The 15,760-nt window shown below is 74.0% G+C and carries 16 protein-coding genes; 10 read left to right on the forward strand and 6 right to left on the reverse strand.

Translation table 11 applies throughout. The annotated features are described in order from the left end of the window. The first annotated feature begins 27 nt into the window (after positions 1-27). From CELF_RS13380 to CELF_RS13390, 3 genes are all read left to right on the forward strand, one after another. Positions 28-996, forward strand: a complete 969-nt coding sequence (locus CELF_RS13380; RefSeq protein WP_013771803.1) for an ABC transporter ATP-binding protein — start codon at positions 28-30, stop codon at positions 994-996. After that, positions 996-1,805, forward strand: coding sequence for an ABC transporter permease (locus tag CELF_RS13385; protein ID WP_013771804.1), 810 nt, complete (start codon positions 996-998; stop codon positions 1,803-1,805). Before CELF_RS13380 ends, CELF_RS13385 begins: the two co-directional genes overlap by 1 nt. A gap of 262 nt (positions 1,806-2,067) precedes the next feature. Next, the gene (locus CELF_RS13390; RefSeq protein ID WP_013771805.1) at positions 2,068-5,877 is read left to right on the forward strand and encodes a multifunctional oxoglutarate decarboxylase/oxoglutarate dehydrogenase thiamine pyrophosphate-binding subunit/dihydrolipoyllysine-residue succinyltransferase subunit; all 3,810 of its coding nucleotides are present in this window, start codon (positions 2,068-2,070) and stop codon (positions 5,875-5,877) included. 84 nt (positions 5,878-5,961) lie between these two features. Here CELF_RS13390 and CELF_RS13395 read toward each other — a convergent pair whose 3' ends face one another. Then, the gene (locus tag CELF_RS13395; RefSeq protein ID WP_013771806.1) at positions 5,962-6,918 is read right to left on the reverse strand and encodes a GlxA family transcriptional regulator; all 957 of its coding nucleotides are present in this window, start codon (positions 6,916-6,918) and stop codon (positions 5,962-5,964) included. Between the two features lie 94 nt (positions 6,919-7,012). Here CELF_RS13395 and CELF_RS20665 point away from each other — a divergent pair, with 94 nt between their 5' ends. Next, the gene (locus tag CELF_RS20665) at positions 7,013-7,186 is read left to right on the forward strand and encodes a hypothetical protein (protein WP_013771807.1); all 174 of its coding nucleotides are present in this window, start codon (positions 7,013-7,015) and stop codon (positions 7,184-7,186) included. Between the two features lie 150 nt (positions 7,187-7,336). Beyond that, the gene (locus CELF_RS13400) at positions 7,337-7,930 is read left to right on the forward strand and encodes a GDSL-type esterase/lipase family protein (RefSeq protein WP_041554339.1); all 594 of its coding nucleotides are present in this window, start codon (positions 7,337-7,339) and stop codon (positions 7,928-7,930) included. Positions 7,931-8,087: 157 nt separating this feature from the next. Here the strand turns inward: CELF_RS13400 and CELF_RS13405 are convergent, their stop codons facing one another. The 3 genes from CELF_RS13405 to CELF_RS13415 all read right to left on the reverse strand — a co-directional run bounded on the left by CELF_RS13405 (position 8,088) and on the right by CELF_RS13415 (position 10,726). After that, positions 8,088-8,696, reverse strand: coding sequence for a PadR family transcriptional regulator (locus CELF_RS13405; RefSeq protein ID WP_013771809.1), 609 nt, complete (start codon positions 8,694-8,696; stop codon positions 8,088-8,090). Next, the gene (locus CELF_RS13410) at positions 8,696-9,502 is read right to left on the reverse strand and encodes a DUF4097 family beta strand repeat-containing protein (RefSeq protein ID WP_013771810.1); all 807 of its coding nucleotides are present in this window, start codon (positions 9,500-9,502) and stop codon (positions 8,696-8,698) included. Before CELF_RS13410 ends, CELF_RS13405 begins: the two co-directional genes overlap by 1 nt. A 135-nt stretch (positions 9,503-9,637) precedes the next feature. Beyond that, positions 9,638-10,726, reverse strand: coding sequence for a type IV pilus twitching motility protein PilT (locus CELF_RS13415; protein ID WP_041553525.1), 1,089 nt, complete (start codon positions 10,724-10,726; stop codon positions 9,638-9,640). Between the two features lie 140 nt (positions 10,727-10,866). On the opposite strand from CELF_RS13415, the gene CELF_RS21520 reads away from it, so the two are divergent. Then, positions 10,867-10,941: a 50S ribosomal protein bL37 gene (locus CELF_RS21520; protein ID WP_376698507.1), complete on the forward strand. Its 75-nt coding sequence runs from the start codon at positions 10,867-10,869 to the stop codon at positions 10,939-10,941. Positions 10,942-11,009: 68 nt separating this feature from the next. Here CELF_RS21520 and rsrA read toward each other — a convergent pair whose 3' ends face one another. After that, a complete protein-coding gene (rsrA, locus tag CELF_RS13420; protein WP_013771812.1) occupies positions 11,010-11,300 on the reverse strand; it encodes a mycothiol system anti-sigma-R factor in 291 nt (96 codons plus the stop codon). Beyond that, positions 11,297-12,082: a sigma-70 family RNA polymerase sigma factor gene (locus tag CELF_RS13425; RefSeq protein WP_013771813.1), complete on the reverse strand. Its 786-nt coding sequence runs from the start codon at positions 12,080-12,082 to the stop codon at positions 11,297-11,299. The genes rsrA and CELF_RS13425 overlap by 4 nt, the downstream gene beginning before the upstream one ends. A 76-nt stretch (positions 12,083-12,158) precedes the next feature. Between CELF_RS13425 and CELF_RS13430 the strand changes: the two genes are divergently transcribed. The 4 genes from CELF_RS13430 (at position 12,159) to rsgA (ending at position 15,731) form a co-directional block, all read left to right on the forward strand. Beyond that, positions 12,159-12,704, forward strand: a complete 546-nt coding sequence (locus CELF_RS13430; protein WP_013771814.1) for a ferritin — start codon at positions 12,159-12,161, stop codon at positions 12,702-12,704. 12 nt (positions 12,705-12,716) lie between these two features. Continuing rightward, positions 12,717-13,220, forward strand: coding sequence for a hypothetical protein (locus CELF_RS13435; protein WP_013771815.1), 504 nt, complete (start codon positions 12,717-12,719; stop codon positions 13,218-13,220). A 118-nt stretch (positions 13,221-13,338) separates the two neighbouring features. Next, on the forward strand, positions 13,339-14,649 hold the full coding sequence (gene aroA, locus CELF_RS13440) for a 3-phosphoshikimate 1-carboxyvinyltransferase (protein ID WP_013771816.1): 1,311 nt from the start codon (positions 13,339-13,341) through the stop codon (positions 14,647-14,649). Continuing rightward, positions 14,649-15,731 carry a ribosome small subunit-dependent GTPase A gene (gene rsgA, locus CELF_RS13445; protein ID WP_013771817.1) on the forward strand — a complete coding sequence of 361 codons (1,083 nt, stop codon included), beginning with the start codon at positions 14,649-14,651 and terminating at the stop codon, positions 15,729-15,731. Before aroA ends, rsgA begins: the two co-directional genes overlap by 1 nt. Positions 15,732-15,760 lie beyond the last annotated feature (29 nt).

Below are 15,760 nucleotides of genomic sequence, written 5' to 3' on the forward strand. Positions count from 1 at the left end.
TCGCGATATAACAGTAGGGTCGGCCGCATGGCCCTCCCGTCGACGAACCCGGCCGCCCCGGGCACCGACCGCACGATCCGCGTGGACCACCTGTCGAAGTCGTTCGGCCAGGTCCGCGCGGTCGACGACCTCTCGTTCGAGGTGCACCCCGGCCGCGTCACCGGCTTCCTCGGCCCCAACGGCGCGGGCAAGACCACGACGCTGCGGATGCTGCTGGGCCTCGTGCGGCCGACGTCGGGCACCGCGACCATCGGCGGCCTGCCGTACGGGCGGATCCGCCGCCCCCTGCGGACCGTCGGCGCGGCGCTCGAGGCCGCGAGCTTCCACCCGGGACGCACCGCGCTCGACCACCTGCGCACGTACGCGCCGCAGGTCGGCGTGCCCGACCCGCGCGCCCAGGAGGTGCTCGACCTCGTCGGGCTCACGGACGCGGCCCGGCGCCGCGTCGGCGGCTTCTCGCTCGGCATGCGGCAGCGGCTCGCGCTCGCGACGACCCTGCTCGGCGACCCGCCCGTCCTGCTCCTCGACGAGCCGGCCAACGGCCTGGACCCCGAGGGCATCCGGTGGCTGCGCGGGTTCCTGCGCGCCCTCGCCGCCGAGGGGCGCACGGTCCTCGTCTCGAGCCACGTGCTGTCCGAGGTCGAGCAGACGGTGGACGACGTCGTGATCATCGCGCGCGGCCGCCTCGTGCACGCGTCGTCCCTGGCGGACCTCGCCCGGCTCGCCCGGCCGCACGTCACGGTCGCCTCGCCCGACGCCGCGGGCCTGGCCGCTCTCGTCGAGCGCGCCGGCTGGTCGCGCGCCCCGGGCGGACGGACCCTCGCACCCGGAGCGGTCGAGCTCGTCGACGTCGACGCCGCGACCGTGGGCGCCGCGGCGTTCGGGGCGCGCCTCGAGCTGCACGAGCTGAGCACGCGCGACCCCGGGCTGGAGGGGCTGTTCCTCGAGCTCGTGGACGGTCCCGCCGCGGACGCGACCCGGACGGTGGCCGCCTGATGGGCGCCGCGCTGCGCACCGAGTACCGCAAGCTCGTCACGACGCGCCTGTGGTGGATCCTGCTGCTCGCCATGGTCGGGTACATGGGCTTCCTGTCCGCGATCATGGCGTGGGCCGTGACGCAGGGCGCGGACATGACGGGCGGCGCCGGCGGCGACGCCCCGCCGCTCGGTCCCGACGCCGTCGTGCGGGCCGTCTACACGATCTCCGTGACGTTCGGGTACGTGTTCCCGCTGGTCGTGGGCGCGCTGAGCGTCGCGTCGGAGTTCCGCCACCAGACGATCACGCCGACGCTGCTGGCCGAGCCGCGGCGCGACGTGGTCGTCGGGGCCAAGCTCGTGGCGGGTGCCGCGGTCGGCCTGCTGTTCGGGCTCGCGGGGACCGCCGCGGCCGCGGGCGTCGGGGCGGGCGTCCTCGCGCTGCTCGGCGAGCCGACGTTCCTCGACGTCGGCTCGACGTGGGGCACCCTCGCGCTGTCGACGGTCGCGCTCGCGCTCTGGGCCGTCGTGGGCGTGGGCTTCGGCGCGCTGCTGCCGAACCAGGTCGCGGTCGTCGTCGTCGTGCTGGCGTTCACGCAGTTCGTCGAACCCGTGCTGCGCTTCGTGCTCGTGCTGACCTCGTGGGGTGGCGACGTCGCGAAGTTCCTCCCCGGGGCGGCCGGCGAGGCGGTCTCCGGCGGCAGCTTCTACTCGGAGTCGGGCCTCGGGGAGCTGCTCGAGCCGTGGCAGGGGGCGCTGGTCCTGCTGGGCTACGCGGTGGCCTTCGCGGTCGTCGGCCGGCTCACGACGTTCCGTCGCGATATCACCTGACGGACCGACGTCGTCTCACCCCTCGTCGCACCCAGGGCGAGGCATGACCTCCCGGGCGTCGCACGGACCTCACCTTGAGGCCCCGCCGGGGGCGCCGTTGCCCGCCGTTGACCCTGGTGTGCCGACCAGGTGAAGACCGCGGACGGATCCGCTCGGGACCCCCCGCCCGGCCGGGTGCGCGGCGCCGCAGGCCGTAATGTTGTCATCAACAGATCCGGCGACGACGCGGTCACGAACCGCAGCGGAAGTGGGCGATCCCAGCGTGACCCAGAAGGCGGAGCCAGACTCGACCCGTGCCGACTTCGGCGCCAACGAGTGGCTCGTGGACGAGCTGTACGAGCAGTTCAAGCGCGACCGGAACGCGGTGGACCCCGCGTGGTGGGACTTCTTCGAGGGGTACCGGCCCGACGACGGCGCGACCGACGCCTCCGACGGCGCACCCGCCCGCCCCGCCGGCACCCCGGCCACCACCCCGGCGCCCGCCGCTCCGACGCCCGCGGCCGCGTCGCCCGCCCCGGCCGCGTCGCCGTCGGCTCCGGCCCGGCCCGCCGCCGCCGCCCCGCAGCAGGCCGCCGCGCAGCAGTCCGCCGCGCCCGCGGAGCCGCCGGCCGTGACCTCGCCCGTCGCCACGGCCCAGCCCGCGACCGCGCCCTACGCGCAGGTCGCCCGCAAGCCCTCCCCGGTCGAGCACCCCGAGTCGGGCGACGACGTGCAGAAGCTGCGCGGCCCGGCCGCCCGCGTCGTCACGAACATGGAGTCCTCGCTCGAGGTCCCGACGGCCACGTCGGTGCGCGCGGTCCCGGCCAAGCTCATGGTCGACAACCGCATCGTCATCAACAACCACCTCGCCCGCGGCCGCGGCGGCAAGGTGTCGTTCACGCACCTCATCGGCTTCGCCCTGGTCGAGGCGCTGGCGGAGATGCCGGCGATGAACGCCTCCTACACGCTCGTCGACGGCAAGCCCGGCGTGCTCCAGCCCGCGCACGTCGCGCTCGGCATCGCGATCGACCTCGCCAAGCCGGACGGCACCCGCCAGCTGCTCGTCCCGTCCATCAAGAAGGCCGACACGCTCGACTTCGCGCAGTTCTGGACGGCGTACGAGGACGTCGTGCGGCGCGCGCGCGGCGGCAAGCTCACGGTCGACGACTTCGCCGGCACGACCATCTCGCTGACCAACCCGGGCACGATCGGCACGGTCCACTCGGTCCCCCGGCTCATGCAGGGCCAGGGCACGATCGTCGGCGTCGGCGCCATGGACTACCCGGCGGAGTTCGCGGGCACGTCCGAGGACCGCCTCAACGCGATGGGCGTCTCCAAGGTCCTCACGCTCACGAGCACGTACGACCACCGCATCATCCAGGGCGCGCAGTCGGGCGACTTCCTGCGCATCCTCGGCCTCAAGCTGCTCGGCGAGGACAACTTCTACGACCGCGTCTTCGCGGCGCTGCGCGTGCCCTACGAGCCCGTGCGCTGGGTGCGGGACACCTCGAACGACCCCGACGCGGAGGCGATGAAGCCCGCGCGCATCGGCGAGCTCATCCACGCCTACCGCTCGCGCGGACACCTCATGGCGGACACCGACCCGCTCGCCTACCGCCAGCGCAAGCACCCCGACCTGGACGTGCAGAACCACGGCCTGACGCTGTGGGACCTCGACCGCACGTTCCCGACCGGCGGGTTCACCGGCAAGCCCCGTGCGCGTCTGCGCGACGTGCTCGGCCTGCTGCGCGACTCGTACTGCCGCAGCATCGGCGTCGAGTACATGCACCTGCAGGACCCGCGGCAGCGCCGCTGGCTCCAGGAGCGTCTGGAGTCCGGGTACGCGCGCACGCGCCGCGAGGACCAGCTGCGCATCCTGCGCCGGCTCAACGCCGCCGAGGCGTTCGAGACGTTCCTGCAGACGAAGTACGTGGGCCAGAAGCGCTTCTCGCTCGAGGGCGGCGAGTCCGTCATCGCGCTGCTCGACGCGATCCTGTCCAAGGCCGCCAACTCGGGCCTCGACGAGGTCGGCATCGGCATGGCGCACCGCGGGCGGCTCAACGTGCTCGCCAACATCGCGGGCAAGTCGTACGCGCAGATCTTCAGCGAGTTCGAGGGCAACCAGGACCCGAAGTCGGTGCAGGGCTCGGGCGACGTGAAGTACCACCTCGGCACCGAGGGCGCGTTCACCGCCGAGTCGGGCGCGACCACGCAGGTCTACCTCGCCGCGAACCCGTCGCACCTCGAGGCGGTCGACCCGGTGCTCGAGGGCATCGTGCGCGCCAAGCAGGACCGCATCGACCTCGGCGGGGACGGCTTCTCCGTGCTGCCGATCCTCATCCACGGCGACGCGGCCTTCGCCGGCCAGGGCGTGGTGTTCGAGACGCTCAACCTCGCGCAGCTCCGCGGCTACCGCACGGGCGGCACGATCCACGTCATCATCAACAACCAGGTCGGGTTCACCACGGGCCCGTCGTCGTCGCGCTCCTCGCAGTACGCGACCGACGTGGTCAAGGGCCTGCAGGTGCCGGTGTTCCACGTCAACGGGGACGACCCCGAGGCGTGCGTGCGCGTCGCCGAGCTCGCGTTCGAGTACCGCGAGCAGTTCGACCGCGACGTCGTCATCGACATGCTCTGCTACCGCCGCCGCGGTCACAACGAGGGCGACGACCCGTCGATGACGCAGCCGCTCATGTACAACCTCATCGAGGCCAAGCGCTCGGTGCGCAAGCTCTACACCGAGACGCTCGTGGCGCGCGGCGACATCACGCTCGCCGAGGCCGAGCAGGCGCTGCAGGACTACCAGCAGCAGCTCGAGCGGGTGTTCGCGGAGACGCGCGAGGACGGCTGGACGCCCCCGCCGGCGGACTCCGAGACCGTCGCGGGCCTGGAGCGGCCGGAGTCCCAGCTCGAGGACGCGGGCGTCATGGTCGGCTGGAAGACGGCCGTCGACGTCTCGACGCTCGAGCGCATCGGCCGCGCGCACGTGCGCCCGCCCGAGGGCTTCACGGTCCACCCCAAGCTGCAGCAGCTGCTGGCCAAGCGTGAGCAGATGTCGCGCGAGGGCGGCATCGACTGGGGCTTCGGCGAGCTGCTCGCGTTCGGCTCGCTGCTCATCGAGGGCACCCCCGTGCGCCTCGCGGGGCAGGACTCGCGCCGCGGCACGTTCGTCCAGCGGCACGCCGTCTTCCACGACCGGGAGACGGGCGCCGAGTGGACGCCGCTGCTCTACCTGTCGGCGGACCAGGCGAAGTTCTGGGTGTACGACTCCTCGCTCTCGGAGTACGCCGCGCTGGGGTTCGAGTACGGCTACTCCGTCGAGCGCCCCGACGCGCTCGTGCTGTGGGAGGCGCAGTTCGGCGACTTCGTCAACGGCGCGCAGACGGTCATCGACGAGTTCATCTCCTCCGCCGAGCAGAAGTGGGGCCAGCGCTCGTCCGTCGTGCTGCTGCTCCCCCACGGCTACGAGGGCCAGGGGCCGGACCACTCGTCCGCGCGCATCGAGCGGTTCCTCCAGCTCGCCGCCGAGGACAACATGGTCATCGCGCAGCCGTCGACGCCCGCGTCGCACTTCCACCTGCTGCGCCGCCAGGCCTACCACCGCCCGCGCAAGCCGCTCGTGGTGTTCACGCCGAAGTCGATGCTGCGCCTCAAGGCCGCGTCGTCGGCCGTCGAGGACTTCACGACGGGGACGTTCCGGCCGGTCATCGGCGACGACCTCGCGGCGGCCAAGGCCGGGCAGGTCACGCGCGTGCTGCTGTGCTCCGGCAAGGTCTACTGGGACCTGCTCGCGGAGCGTGTGAAGAGCGGCGACGAGCAGACCGCGATCCTGCGGCTCGAGCAGCTGTACCCGCTCGACGAGGACGCGCTGCGCGAGGCCCTCGCGCCGTACGGCGACGCCGAGCTGGTGTGGGTGCAGGACGAGCCGCGCAACCAGGGCCCGTGGACGTTCCTGTCGGCGCACCTGCCCGAGCTCGTCGGCCGCCCGCTGCGCGCGGTGTCCCGCCCCGAGTCCGCGTCGCCCGCGGCCGGCTCGGCGAAGATGCACCAGGCCCAGCAGGCCGAGCTCGTCTCGCAGGCCTTCGCGCGCTGACGACGACCGACGCCCCCAGGACGAGCCCACGGCCGTCCTGGGGGCGTCGTCGTGCGTGCGGGGCCGGCCGTCCGCCGAGCCGCGTCAGGCGACGGGCTGGGGCACCGCGAACGTCCGGCGGTAGGACTGCGGGCTCGTGCCGAGCGTGCGCGCGAAGTGGTGGCGCAGGACGGCGGCCGTCCCGAAGCCGCACAGGCGCGCGATCTCCTCGACCGTCGCGTCGGAACGCTCGAGCATCTCCTGCGCGCGCACGAGGCGCTGCCGCGTGATCCAGGCCGCGGGCGTCGTCCCGGTCTCGGCCTTGAACCGGCGGGCGAAGGTCCGCTCGGAGACGAACGCGCGCGCAGCGAGCTCGGGCACCGTGAGGTCCTGCTCGAGGTTCTCGACCATCCACGCGAGCAGCGGCGCGAGCGTGTCGGCGTCGCACGGCAGGGGCGTGTCGACGTACTGCGCCTGACCGCCGTCACGGTGGGGCGGGACGACCATGCGGCGCGCGACGGCGGACGCCATCGCCGCGCCGAGCTCGCGGCGCACGAGGTGCAGGCACGCGTCGATCCCGGCCGCGGTGCCGGCGCTGGTGATGACGCGGTCGTCGTCGACGTAGAGCACGGCCGGGTCGATCACGGCGCGCGGGAAGCGGCGCGCGAGCTGGTCCGTGTACATCCAGTGCGTGGTGCACCGGCGCCCGTCGAGCAGGCCGGCCTCCCCGAGCGCGAACGCCCCGCTGCAGATGCTCATGATCCAGGCGCCGCGGGCGTGCGCGCGGCGCAGCGCGTCGAGCACCACCTCGGGCACCTCGGTGGGATCGCCGTAGGCGGGCATGACGACCAGGTCGGCGTGCTCGGTGACGTCGAGCCCCTGCTCCACGAGCAGCGAGAACCCAGCCTTCGTCGTCACGAGGCCGGGCTCCGGCGTGCAGACGGTGAAGTCGAAGCGCGGGCCGCCGGTGTCGGTCCGGTCGATGCCGAACACCTCGCACACCACGCCGAGCTCGAACGGGGCCGTGTTGGGGAGCGTGATCGCGGCGACGGAACGAAGCATGCCGCCAGTATCGTCACGAGCCTGGCGGGATTTCAATGGTCACCGTCTCTCCTGCCACTCGTGGCGCGCGATCGACGGTCGCAGACTTTCTGCCATGACCACGTTCTGGATCGTCCTCGTCCTTGCCACCGCGGCCTGGTGGGTGGCCCGCCTCGTCGTCACCGTCCGCCGCGACGGCCTCGGCACGACTCCCCCGCCGGCCTCGCACGCCGACTGGGCGGACGCCACCTCCGACCTCCCGAGCAGCCCCTTCCGCTCCGCCGCCTGACGCCGCGCGGCCCGCCGCTCCGGGCCGCGCCGTCACGCCGTCGGGCGACAGGCCCACCGATGAGCCGCGTCCGACGCCTCCGCCCTGAGACACTGGGCTCCGGACGGCGCCACCGGCGTCGTGAGCGGCGTGGGCGAGAGCGAGGGCACGGTGGGAGAGCTGCGACTGGCGGTGGTCGGCGACGAGCTGGCCGCCGGCGCCGGCGACCCGAAGGGGCTCGGCTGGGTCGGCCGCGTCGTCGCCCGCACCCCCGCACCCGAGCCGCTGACCGCCCTCACGCTCGCGGTCCCCGGGGAGACGACCTCGGGCCTCGGCGCCCGCTGGGAGGACGAGGTCGGCCGCCGGCTCTCCGCGGAGGCCGACAACCGCCTCGTCGTCGCGCTCGGGCGGGCGGACGTCGCCGCCGGGCTCTCGCTGGCCCGCAGCCGGCTGAACCTCGCCAACATCCTCGACGTCGCGGAGCAGCGCCGGATCCCCGCGTTCGTCGTCGGCCCCCCGCCCGGGGCGACCGCCGACGCCGAGAAGCTGGCCGACCTCTCGGCGGCGTTCGCCGACGTCGCGCTGCGTCGGCGCGTGCCGTACGTCGACACGTACACGCCGCTCGCCGCGCACGACCAGTGGCTCGGCGACCTCGCGGCGGGCAACGGCGTGCTGCCCGGGCAGGCCGGGTACGGCCTCATGGCCTGGCTCGTGCTGCACACCGGCTGGCACGCCTGGCTGGGCCTGCCGGACGACACCGCCTGAGGGTCGGCACAGGCCGACCGGCACAGCCCGACCGGCACAGCCCGACCGGCACAGCCCGACCGGCACAGCCCGACCGGCGCAGCCGGACCGCGAGCCAGAACGGCACGGGGCCGGCGCCCGCGCACCGGCTGGCGCAGGCGCAGGCGCCGACCCCGGGTCAGCGCAGCGTCTGCCGCACCGCGGAGAGTGCCGAGTCGAGGACCGCGCGCAGCGTCTCGACCGTGAGCTGCTCGACCTTCCCCTGGGCGTCGGCCCGCCGGAGATCGGCGCGCAGCTCGTCGCGGAACCGGCCGATCATGGCCTCGGCGTCCGCGCGCCGCACGTGCGACGCGAGGTGCGGGTCGTCGGGCTTGCCCGCGGCGTGCTGCACGGCCGTCGCCCGGGCCTGCTGCGCGGCGGCGGCGAGGTCGGCCCGCAGGCCGCGCATCGAGCCGCGCACGTCGTCCCGCACGGCCTCGGCCCTGTCCCGCACGGTCTCGGCGATGCCCTCCTCGAGCTCGGCGAGGTCCGCGCTGCGGGCCGCGAGCTCGGCACGTCCGGCGTCGGTGAGGGCGTACGTGCTCTTGCGCTCCTCGTCGACACGGACGACGAGCCCCTCCTCCTCGAGCCGGGCGAGCCGCGGGTAGATCGTCCCCGCGCTCGGACGGTAGGTGCCGCCGAACCGGTCGGACAGCGCGGTCATGAGCTCGTAGCCGTGCTTGGGGCCGGACTCGAGCAGCGACAGCAGGTAGAGCCGCAGCTGCCCGTGCGCGAACACCGGGGCCATCACTTGCCGGCCCCCCGCAGGACGGTGACGTGCCCGGACACGGTGCTGGCCTGCACGAAGCACGCACCGTCGCCCGTGCGCAGGTCGACCTTGCGCTGGCCCGGCTTCGAGCCCTTGAACTCCTCGCCGTCGACCACGAGACGGCCCGACACGGACTGCGCCTTGACCTGCACGCCCTTGCCCGCGGGCAGCCGCACGGTGACGTCACCGGAGACGGTCGACGCGGTGAGCGAGGAGCTGCCCGAGGTGACGTCGACGCTCAGCGCGCCGGAGACCGTGTTGGCCTGCACGACGGCGAGGTCACCGGACACGGCCAGCTCGCCCGAGACCGAGTTGAGGCGCAGGTCGCCGCCGTGGTCGCGCACGACGATCTCTCCCGAGACGGTGTTCGCCGACAGCCGCCCGCGGGTGCCGTCGACGACGAGCGACCCGGACACGGTGGACACCGACGAGTCGGACACGACGCCCGCGAGCAGGCCCTCCGCGCTCACGGTGCCGACCTTGGCGTGCACGTCGCGGGGCACGGCGATGTGCACGTCGGCGCGGTCCTTGTCGCGGAAGTTGAGGAACCGCTCGACGAACCCGTCCCAGCCGGTCAGGGTGAACGCGTAGCCGACGCGCAGCTCCCCGTCGACGAGCGTGATCTCGAGCGGCCGCCCGTCGACGCCGTGCACCTCGATGCGGGCGCCCGGCTCGTCGCGCGCCACGACGTCGACGCGTCCGCCGACGAGCTGGACGCGCAGGGCCTCCACCTTCTCGACCTCGATGATCTGCGGGCCGGCGACGACCCAGGACTCCGTGGCCATGCTGTGCTCCTGTTCGCGATATATCTCGTCTCCTTCAGACACGTTATATCGCGTCTCGATCCCGGGCAAGCCCTGGGACGACGAAGCGCGCGACCCGCCGCAGGACGGGACGCGCGCTCCGGGGGACGCCGAGGGTCAGGACACGAGGCCGGCCTGGCGCAGCTCGACCGTGAGGTCGTGCGGGTTCGAGGACGCCGACATGGCCTCCTCGTAGGTGATGACGTCGTCGCGCACCATCTGGAACAGGTGCTGGTCGAACGTCTGCATCTTGTAGAAGTCGCCCTCGCGGATCAGGTCCAGCAGCGGCGGGCCGCTCGTCGGGTCGAGGATCACCTCGGCCGTGCGGCCCGTGTTGACCAGCACCTCGATCGCCGGCCGGCGCCCGTTGCCGTCCGCACGGCGCACGAGGCGCTGCGACACGATCCCCCGCAACGCCTGCGACAGGGCGACACGCACCTGCTTCTGCTCGTGCGGCGGGAAGAAGTCGATGATGCGGTTGATCGACTCCGCCGCGTCGATCGTGTGCAGCGTCGTCAGCACCAGGTGGCCCGTCTCCGCCGCGGAGAGCGCCGCCCGCACGGTCTCCACGTCACGCATCTCGCCGACCAGGATCACGTCCGGGTCCTGCCGCATCGCGGCCCGCAGCGCGACCGTGAAGTCGGCGGTGTCCTGCCGGACCTCGCGCTGCGACACGATCGCCTTCTTGTCCTGGTGCAGGATCTCGATCGGGTCCTCGATCGTGACGATGTTGACCTCGCGGTACGTGTTGATGAGGTCGACCATCGACGCGAGCGTCGTCGTCTTGCCCGAGCCCGTCGGCCCCGTCACCAGCACCAGGCCACACGGCTCGAGCGCGAGCTCCCCCACGACCTCGGGCAGGCCCAGGCTGCCCAGCGACTCCGCCCCCACGGCGACACGTCGGAACACCAGGCCGAACGTGCCGCGCGCCTGGTACGCGTTGACGCGGAACCGGCCGACGCCCGACAGCGAGTACGCGAAGTCCGCCTCGTGCGTGTCGCGGAACTTCTCGACGAGGTCGTCCGGCAGCACCTCCTCGAGCATCCGCTCGGTGTCCGCGGGGCGCAGGTCCGGCACCTGCAGCTTGCGCAGCCGCCCGTCGACGCGCACGCGCGGCGCCGACCCGACCTTGCAGTGCAGGTCGGACCCGCCCGTGCTGGCGAGGGCGTGCAGGAACGGGATGACGGACTGCGTGCTGGGGCTCACGCCTCGGTTATCGGACACCCGCCGGGCGGACTTGAGGACCCGCCGGATGTGGGACGATGGAGGGCAGTCCGGCCGGCGCACGGGTTCGTCCCGTGGTGGATCAGGACCCAGCCGGCACAGACCCTTTCGAGGAGACACCCATGAGCAAGCGCGGCCGCAAGCGTCGTTCCCGTGCCGGGAGCGGCGCGAACCACGGCAAGCGTCCCAACGCCTGAGCGTTCGGCGCGACACCGCACCAGCACGAAGGCCCGGAACCCCGCGGGGTACCGGGCCTTCGACGTGCTCAGGACGGCGTCTGGTCCACGTCCATGACCGTGAGCTGCCGGTGGATCCGCACCCGCAGCGTGTCCGGTGCGACCTCCTGGCAGCCCCGGCGTACGAGGTGCTTGACCACGACGTCGACGTCGTACTCCTCGAGGCAGCCCGGGCACTCGGCCAGGTGGGTCCGCACCGTCTGCGCGTCGATGTCCGCGAGCTCGGCGTCCAGGTACTCCCACAGCCGGTCGAGCGCGTCCTGACAGTTGTTCCCGCACGTGCCGGTCACCTGCTGGACCGACTCGTCCTTCTCGCTCATCGAGCACCCTCCGCCGTGCCCGGGGTCGCCGCGACCAGGCCGCGCTCGCGCGCGTAGTCGGTGAGCATCTCCCGCAGCTGCCCTCGACCCCGGTGCAGACGGGACATCACCGTCCCGATCGGCGTCCCCATGATCTCCGCGATCTCCTTGTAGGCGAACCCCTCGACGTCGGCGAGGTACACCGCGATCCGGAACTCCTCCGGGATGCGCTGCAGCGCGTCCTTCACGTCGGAGTCCGGCAGGTGGTCCAGCGCCTCCGCCTCGGCGGATCGCAGGCCGCTCGACGTGTGCGACTCCGCACGCGCGAGCTGCCAGTCCTCGATCTCCTCCGACCGCGACTGCTGCGGCTCGCGCTGCTTCTTGCGGTAGGAGTTGATGTAGGTGTTGGTGAGGATCCGGTAGAGCCACGCCTTGAGGTTCGTGCCCGGCCGGTACTGGTGGAAGGCCGCGAAGGCCTTCGTGAACGTCTCCTGCACCAGGTCCTCGGCGTCGGCCGGGTTCCGGGTCATGCGCAGCGCAGCGCCGTACAGCTGGTCCAGGTAGACCAGCGCCTCGGCCTCGAACCGCTCGGTCCGGGCGCCCTCGTCCTCGGCGTCGGGCGCGCGGTGGGTGTCCTCGCTCATCGACCACGAGCCTAGTCCGCCGACGGGGGTGCCACCGGCGGGCGCGTCCGCGCTCGTCCCGGGCCACCCGATGACGACACCGGGCACGACCCCCGGCGCGGCACCAGCCACGGCGTCGTCGAGGGCGGGCGCGGTGCGCTCCTGGACGGCTGAGGTCATGCGCTGCACAACGACACGCAGGCGCGGCGCATTCCCGCCGTCGCGGCACCTGGCACCTGCGGGCTAGCGTGCTGCCATGACGACGACCCCGGCGGGTTCCGAGTTCCTGCGGCTGCTGCGCGAGCAGATCGGGCACGAGTTCGACGCGCACCAGCAGTACGTCGCGATCGCGGTCTGGTGCGACAACCAGGACCTGCCGCAGCTCGCACGGCACTACTACCGGCAGGCGCTCGAGGAGCGCAACCACGCGATGATGCTCGTCCAGTACCTGCTCGACCGGGACCTCGACGTCGAGATCCCCGCCGGGAGCCCCGTGCGCAACGCGTTCTCCACCGTGCTCGAGCCCCTCGCGCTCGCGCTCGCGCAGGAGCAGCAGGTGACCGACCAGATCGAGGCGATCTTCCGGGCCGCCCGCGCCGAGGGCGACGCGCTGGGCGAGCAGTTCCTCCTGTGGTTCCTCAAGGAGCAGGTCGAGGAGGTGGCGGCTGCGCGCACGCTGCTCACCGTCGCGACCCGCGCGGGCGACAACCTCTTCGACCTGGAGAACTACGTCGCCCGCGAGACGATCGGCGACTCCGGCGAGTCGCCCGACGCCCCGGCCGCCGCCGGCGGCGCGATCTAGGAGGAGGCCGCCGTGCTGCTGCGTCGCATCGCCCGTCCGCTGCTCGCCACGTGGTTCGTCACCGAGGGGCTCGACGTCGTCCGGCACCCGGCCTCGCACGCCGCCGAGGCCCGCGCCGCGCTCGACGCCGCCGGCACGCGCCTGCCCGCCTCGGTGCGCGGGCGCGGGGCGACGCGTGGCGTCCTCGGCTTCGACGTCACCGAGAAGCAGCTGCGCACCGCGGTCCAGGCGCACGGCGCCGCGCTCGCGACCGCGGGCGTGCTGCTCGCGGTGGGCAAGGCGCCGCGCACCGCCGCGCTCGCGCTCGCGGCGCTCACGGCCCCGCTCGTCGTCGTCAACCTGCCGGACCGCTCCCGCGACGTCGACGCGTCGGCGCGCACGCACCGGCGGGCTCGTCTCGTCCGGGCGCTGTCGTCGCTCGGCGGCGCGCTCCTCGCCGCCGCGGACCACGAGGGCCGGCCCGGCCTGTCGTGGCGGGTGCAGCAGGCGCGCGCCCGGCACGCCGCGCACGACTGACGGGCGGCCCCGTCGCGCGGCCGCGGAGCCGAGCCGCGGAGCCGAGCCAGCCCCGCGCGGGCGCTCGCACGCCGGGCGCTGCCGACGGCCGTCCGCGGCACGCCAGTAACCTGGCGCCATGACCGCCCTGGACGCCCAGCCGCACCCGACCGCCGCGCTCTGGCCCGCCCCGCAGGCCTCCGGGGCGCTCGACGCGCTCGTCGAGGTGCCCGGCTCCAAGTCGCTCAGCAACCGCTACCTCGTCCTCGCGGCGCTCGCCGACGGGCCGAGCCGCCTGCGCTCCGTGCTGTCGTCCCGCGACACCCGCCTCATGGCCGGCGCGCTGGAGACGCTCGGCGTCGGCGTCGAGACAGGGCGCGACTGGCTCGTGTCCCCCGCGCCGCTGCGCGGTCACGTGACGATCGACTGCGGCCTCGCCGGTACGGTCATGCGGTTCCTGCCCGCGGTGGCCGCCCTCGCGGACGGCCCTGTGCACTTCAAGGGGGACCCCGAGGCGCTGGTGCGCCCCATGGGTCCGGTGATCCAGGCCCTGCGCGCGCTCGGCGTGCGCGTCGACGAGGACGGCGAGCCCGGGCACCTGCCCCTCACCGTGCACGGCCGGGGGCAGGTGCGCGGCGGGCAGGTCGACGTCGACGCGTCCGGGTCGAGCCAGTTCGTGTCCGGCCTGCTGCTCGCGGGTGCGCGGTTCGAGCAGGGGCTCACGGTCCGGCACACGGGGCGGACGCTGCCGAGCCTGCCCCACATCGAGATGACCGTCGACGTGCTGCGCGCGGCCGGTGTGGCGGTCGACGACTCGCGGCCCGACATCTGGCGCGTCGAGCCCGGCCCGGTCGCGGGGCGCGACGTGCGCGTCGAGCCCGACCTGTCGAACGCGGGTGCCTTCCTCGTCGCCGCGCTCGCGGTCGGCGGCACGGTGCGCGTCCCCGGCTGGCCCGCGACGACGACGCAGCCCGGCGGCCTGCTGCCCGGCATCCTCGAGCGCATGGGCGCCACGACGCGCCTGGACGGTGACGTGCTGTCCGTGACCGGCACGGGCACCGTGCACGGCGTCGACCTCGACCTCAAGCCCGCCGGGGAGCTCGCCCCCACCCTCGCGGCGCTCGCGACGTTCGCCGACTCCCCCACCCGGCTGCGCGGCATCGCGCACCTGCGCGGCCACGAGACGGACCGGCTCGCGGCGCTGGCGAGCGAGATCACCCGCCTCGGCGGTCAGGCGGAGCAGACCGCCGACGGCCTCGTCATCACGCCGCGCCCGCTCACGGGCGGGGTGTGGCGCACCTACGCGGACCACCGCATGGCCACCGCGGGCGCGCTCGTGGGCCTGCGGGTCCCGGGTGTCGAGGTGGAGGACGTCGCCACCACCGGCAAGACGCTCCCCGACTTCGTCGCGATGTGGGACGCCATGCTCGCCGGGACGCAGGGCCGCTGATGGCGGGTCGCCGCTACGACGAACGGGACGTGCGCATCCGTCCCGGTCGCGGGACGCGGCCGCGCACCAAGATCCGTCCGGAGCACGCCGACGCGGACGTCGCCCTCGTCACGGGCGTCGACCGCGGCCGCTACGCGGTCCTCGTCGACCCGGGCGGCCCCGACGAGCGCCGTGCGACCGCCATGAAGGCACGCGAGCTCGGGCGCGAGCGCGTCGTGCCCGGTGACCGGGTCGACGTCGTGGGCGACACGACCGGCGACGACGGCTCGCTCGCCCGGATCGTGCGCATCGGCGAGCGCCGGACGGTGCTGCGTCGCACGGCCGACGACACCGACCCCGTCGAGCGCGTCATCGTCGCGAACGCCGACCAGCTCGTGATCGTCACGGCCCTCGCCGACCCCGAGCCGCGCACGCGCATGATCGACCGCTGCGTCGCGGCGGCGTACGACGCGGGCATGGACGTCCTTCTCGCGCTCACCAAGGCGGACCTCGCGGACCCGGCCGAGCTCGTCGCGATGTACGCGCCGATCGGCGTGCGCGTCGTCGTGACGCGCACCGAGGGGCCGAGCGACGAGCGGGTCATCCACGGCTTCGACGACCTGCGGGCCGCGCTCGACGGGCGCACGTCGGTGCTCGTCGGGCACTCCGGCGTCGGCAAGTCCACGCTGGTCAACGCGCTGGTGCCGCACGCGGCGCGCGCGACGGGCGTGGTGAACGACGTGACGGGCCGCGGACGGCACACGTCGACGTCCGCGGTGGCCCTGCGGGTGCCCGGCGAGGGTGCACCGACCTGGGTCATCGACACCCCGGGGGTGCGGTCGTTCGGTCTCGCGCACGTCGACCCCGCCCACCTGCTCGGCGCCTTCGCCGACCTCGCGGAGGTCGCGCAGGAGTGCCCGCGCGGGTGCACGCACGCGGGCGACTCCCCCGACTGCGCGCTCGACGACTGGGTCGCGGACGCGCAGGGCGAGACGCGTGACGCACGGGCGGCCCGCGTCGAGTCGTTCCGCCGCCTGCTCGCGAGCCGGCTCGGCACCACCGACCCGGACCCGCGCGAGTCCCGGGAGTCCGCGCGTCCGTGACGCGCTGACCTGCGGCTCGCGCGCGGGCT

Source organism: Cellulomonas fimi ATCC 484, from assembly GCF_000212695.1.
Lineage (GTDB): Bacteria > Actinomycetota > Actinomycetes > Actinomycetales > Cellulomonadaceae > Cellulomonas > Cellulomonas fimi.

Bases quoted from the DNA above. Each gene is read 5' to 3' on its own strand.
- CELF_RS13395 (WP_013771806.1), bottom strand. From the start codon at position 6,918: ATGCTTCGTTCCGTCGCCGCGATCACGCTCCCCAACACGGCCCCGTTC.
- CELF_RS13380 (WP_013771803.1), top strand. From the start codon at position 28: ATGGCCCTCCCGTCGACGAACCCGGCCGCCCCGGGCACCGACCGCACG.
- rsgA (WP_013771817.1), top strand. From the start codon at position 14,649: ATGGCGGGTCGCCGCTACGACGAACGGGACGTGCGCATCCGTCCCGGT.
- CELF_RS13430 (WP_013771814.1), top strand. From the start codon at position 12,159: ATGACGACGACCCCGGCGGGTTCCGAGTTCCTGCGGCTGCTGCGCGAG.
- CELF_RS20665 (WP_013771807.1), top strand. From the start codon at position 7,013: ATGACCACGTTCTGGATCGTCCTCGTCCTTGCCACCGCGGCCTGGTGG.
- rsrA (WP_013771812.1), bottom strand. From the start codon at position 11,300: ATGAGCGAGAAGGACGAGTCGGTCCAGCAGGTGACCGGCACGTGCGGG.
- CELF_RS13385 (WP_013771804.1), top strand. From the start codon at position 996: ATGGGCGCCGCGCTGCGCACCGAGTACCGCAAGCTCGTCACGACGCGC.
- CELF_RS13410 (WP_013771810.1), bottom strand. From the start codon at position 9,502: ATGGCCACGGAGTCCTGGGTCGTCGCCGGCCCGCAGATCATCGAGGTC.
- CELF_RS13425 (WP_013771813.1), bottom strand. From the start codon at position 12,082: ATGACCTCAGCCGTCCAGGAGCGCACCGCGCCCGCCCTCGACGACGCC.
- aroA (WP_013771816.1), top strand. From the start codon at position 13,339: ATGACCGCCCTGGACGCCCAGCCGCACCCGACCGCCGCGCTCTGGCCC.
- CELF_RS13405 (WP_013771809.1), bottom strand. From the start codon at position 8,696: ATGGCCCCGGTGTTCGCGCACGGGCAGCTGCGGCTCTACCTGCTGTCG.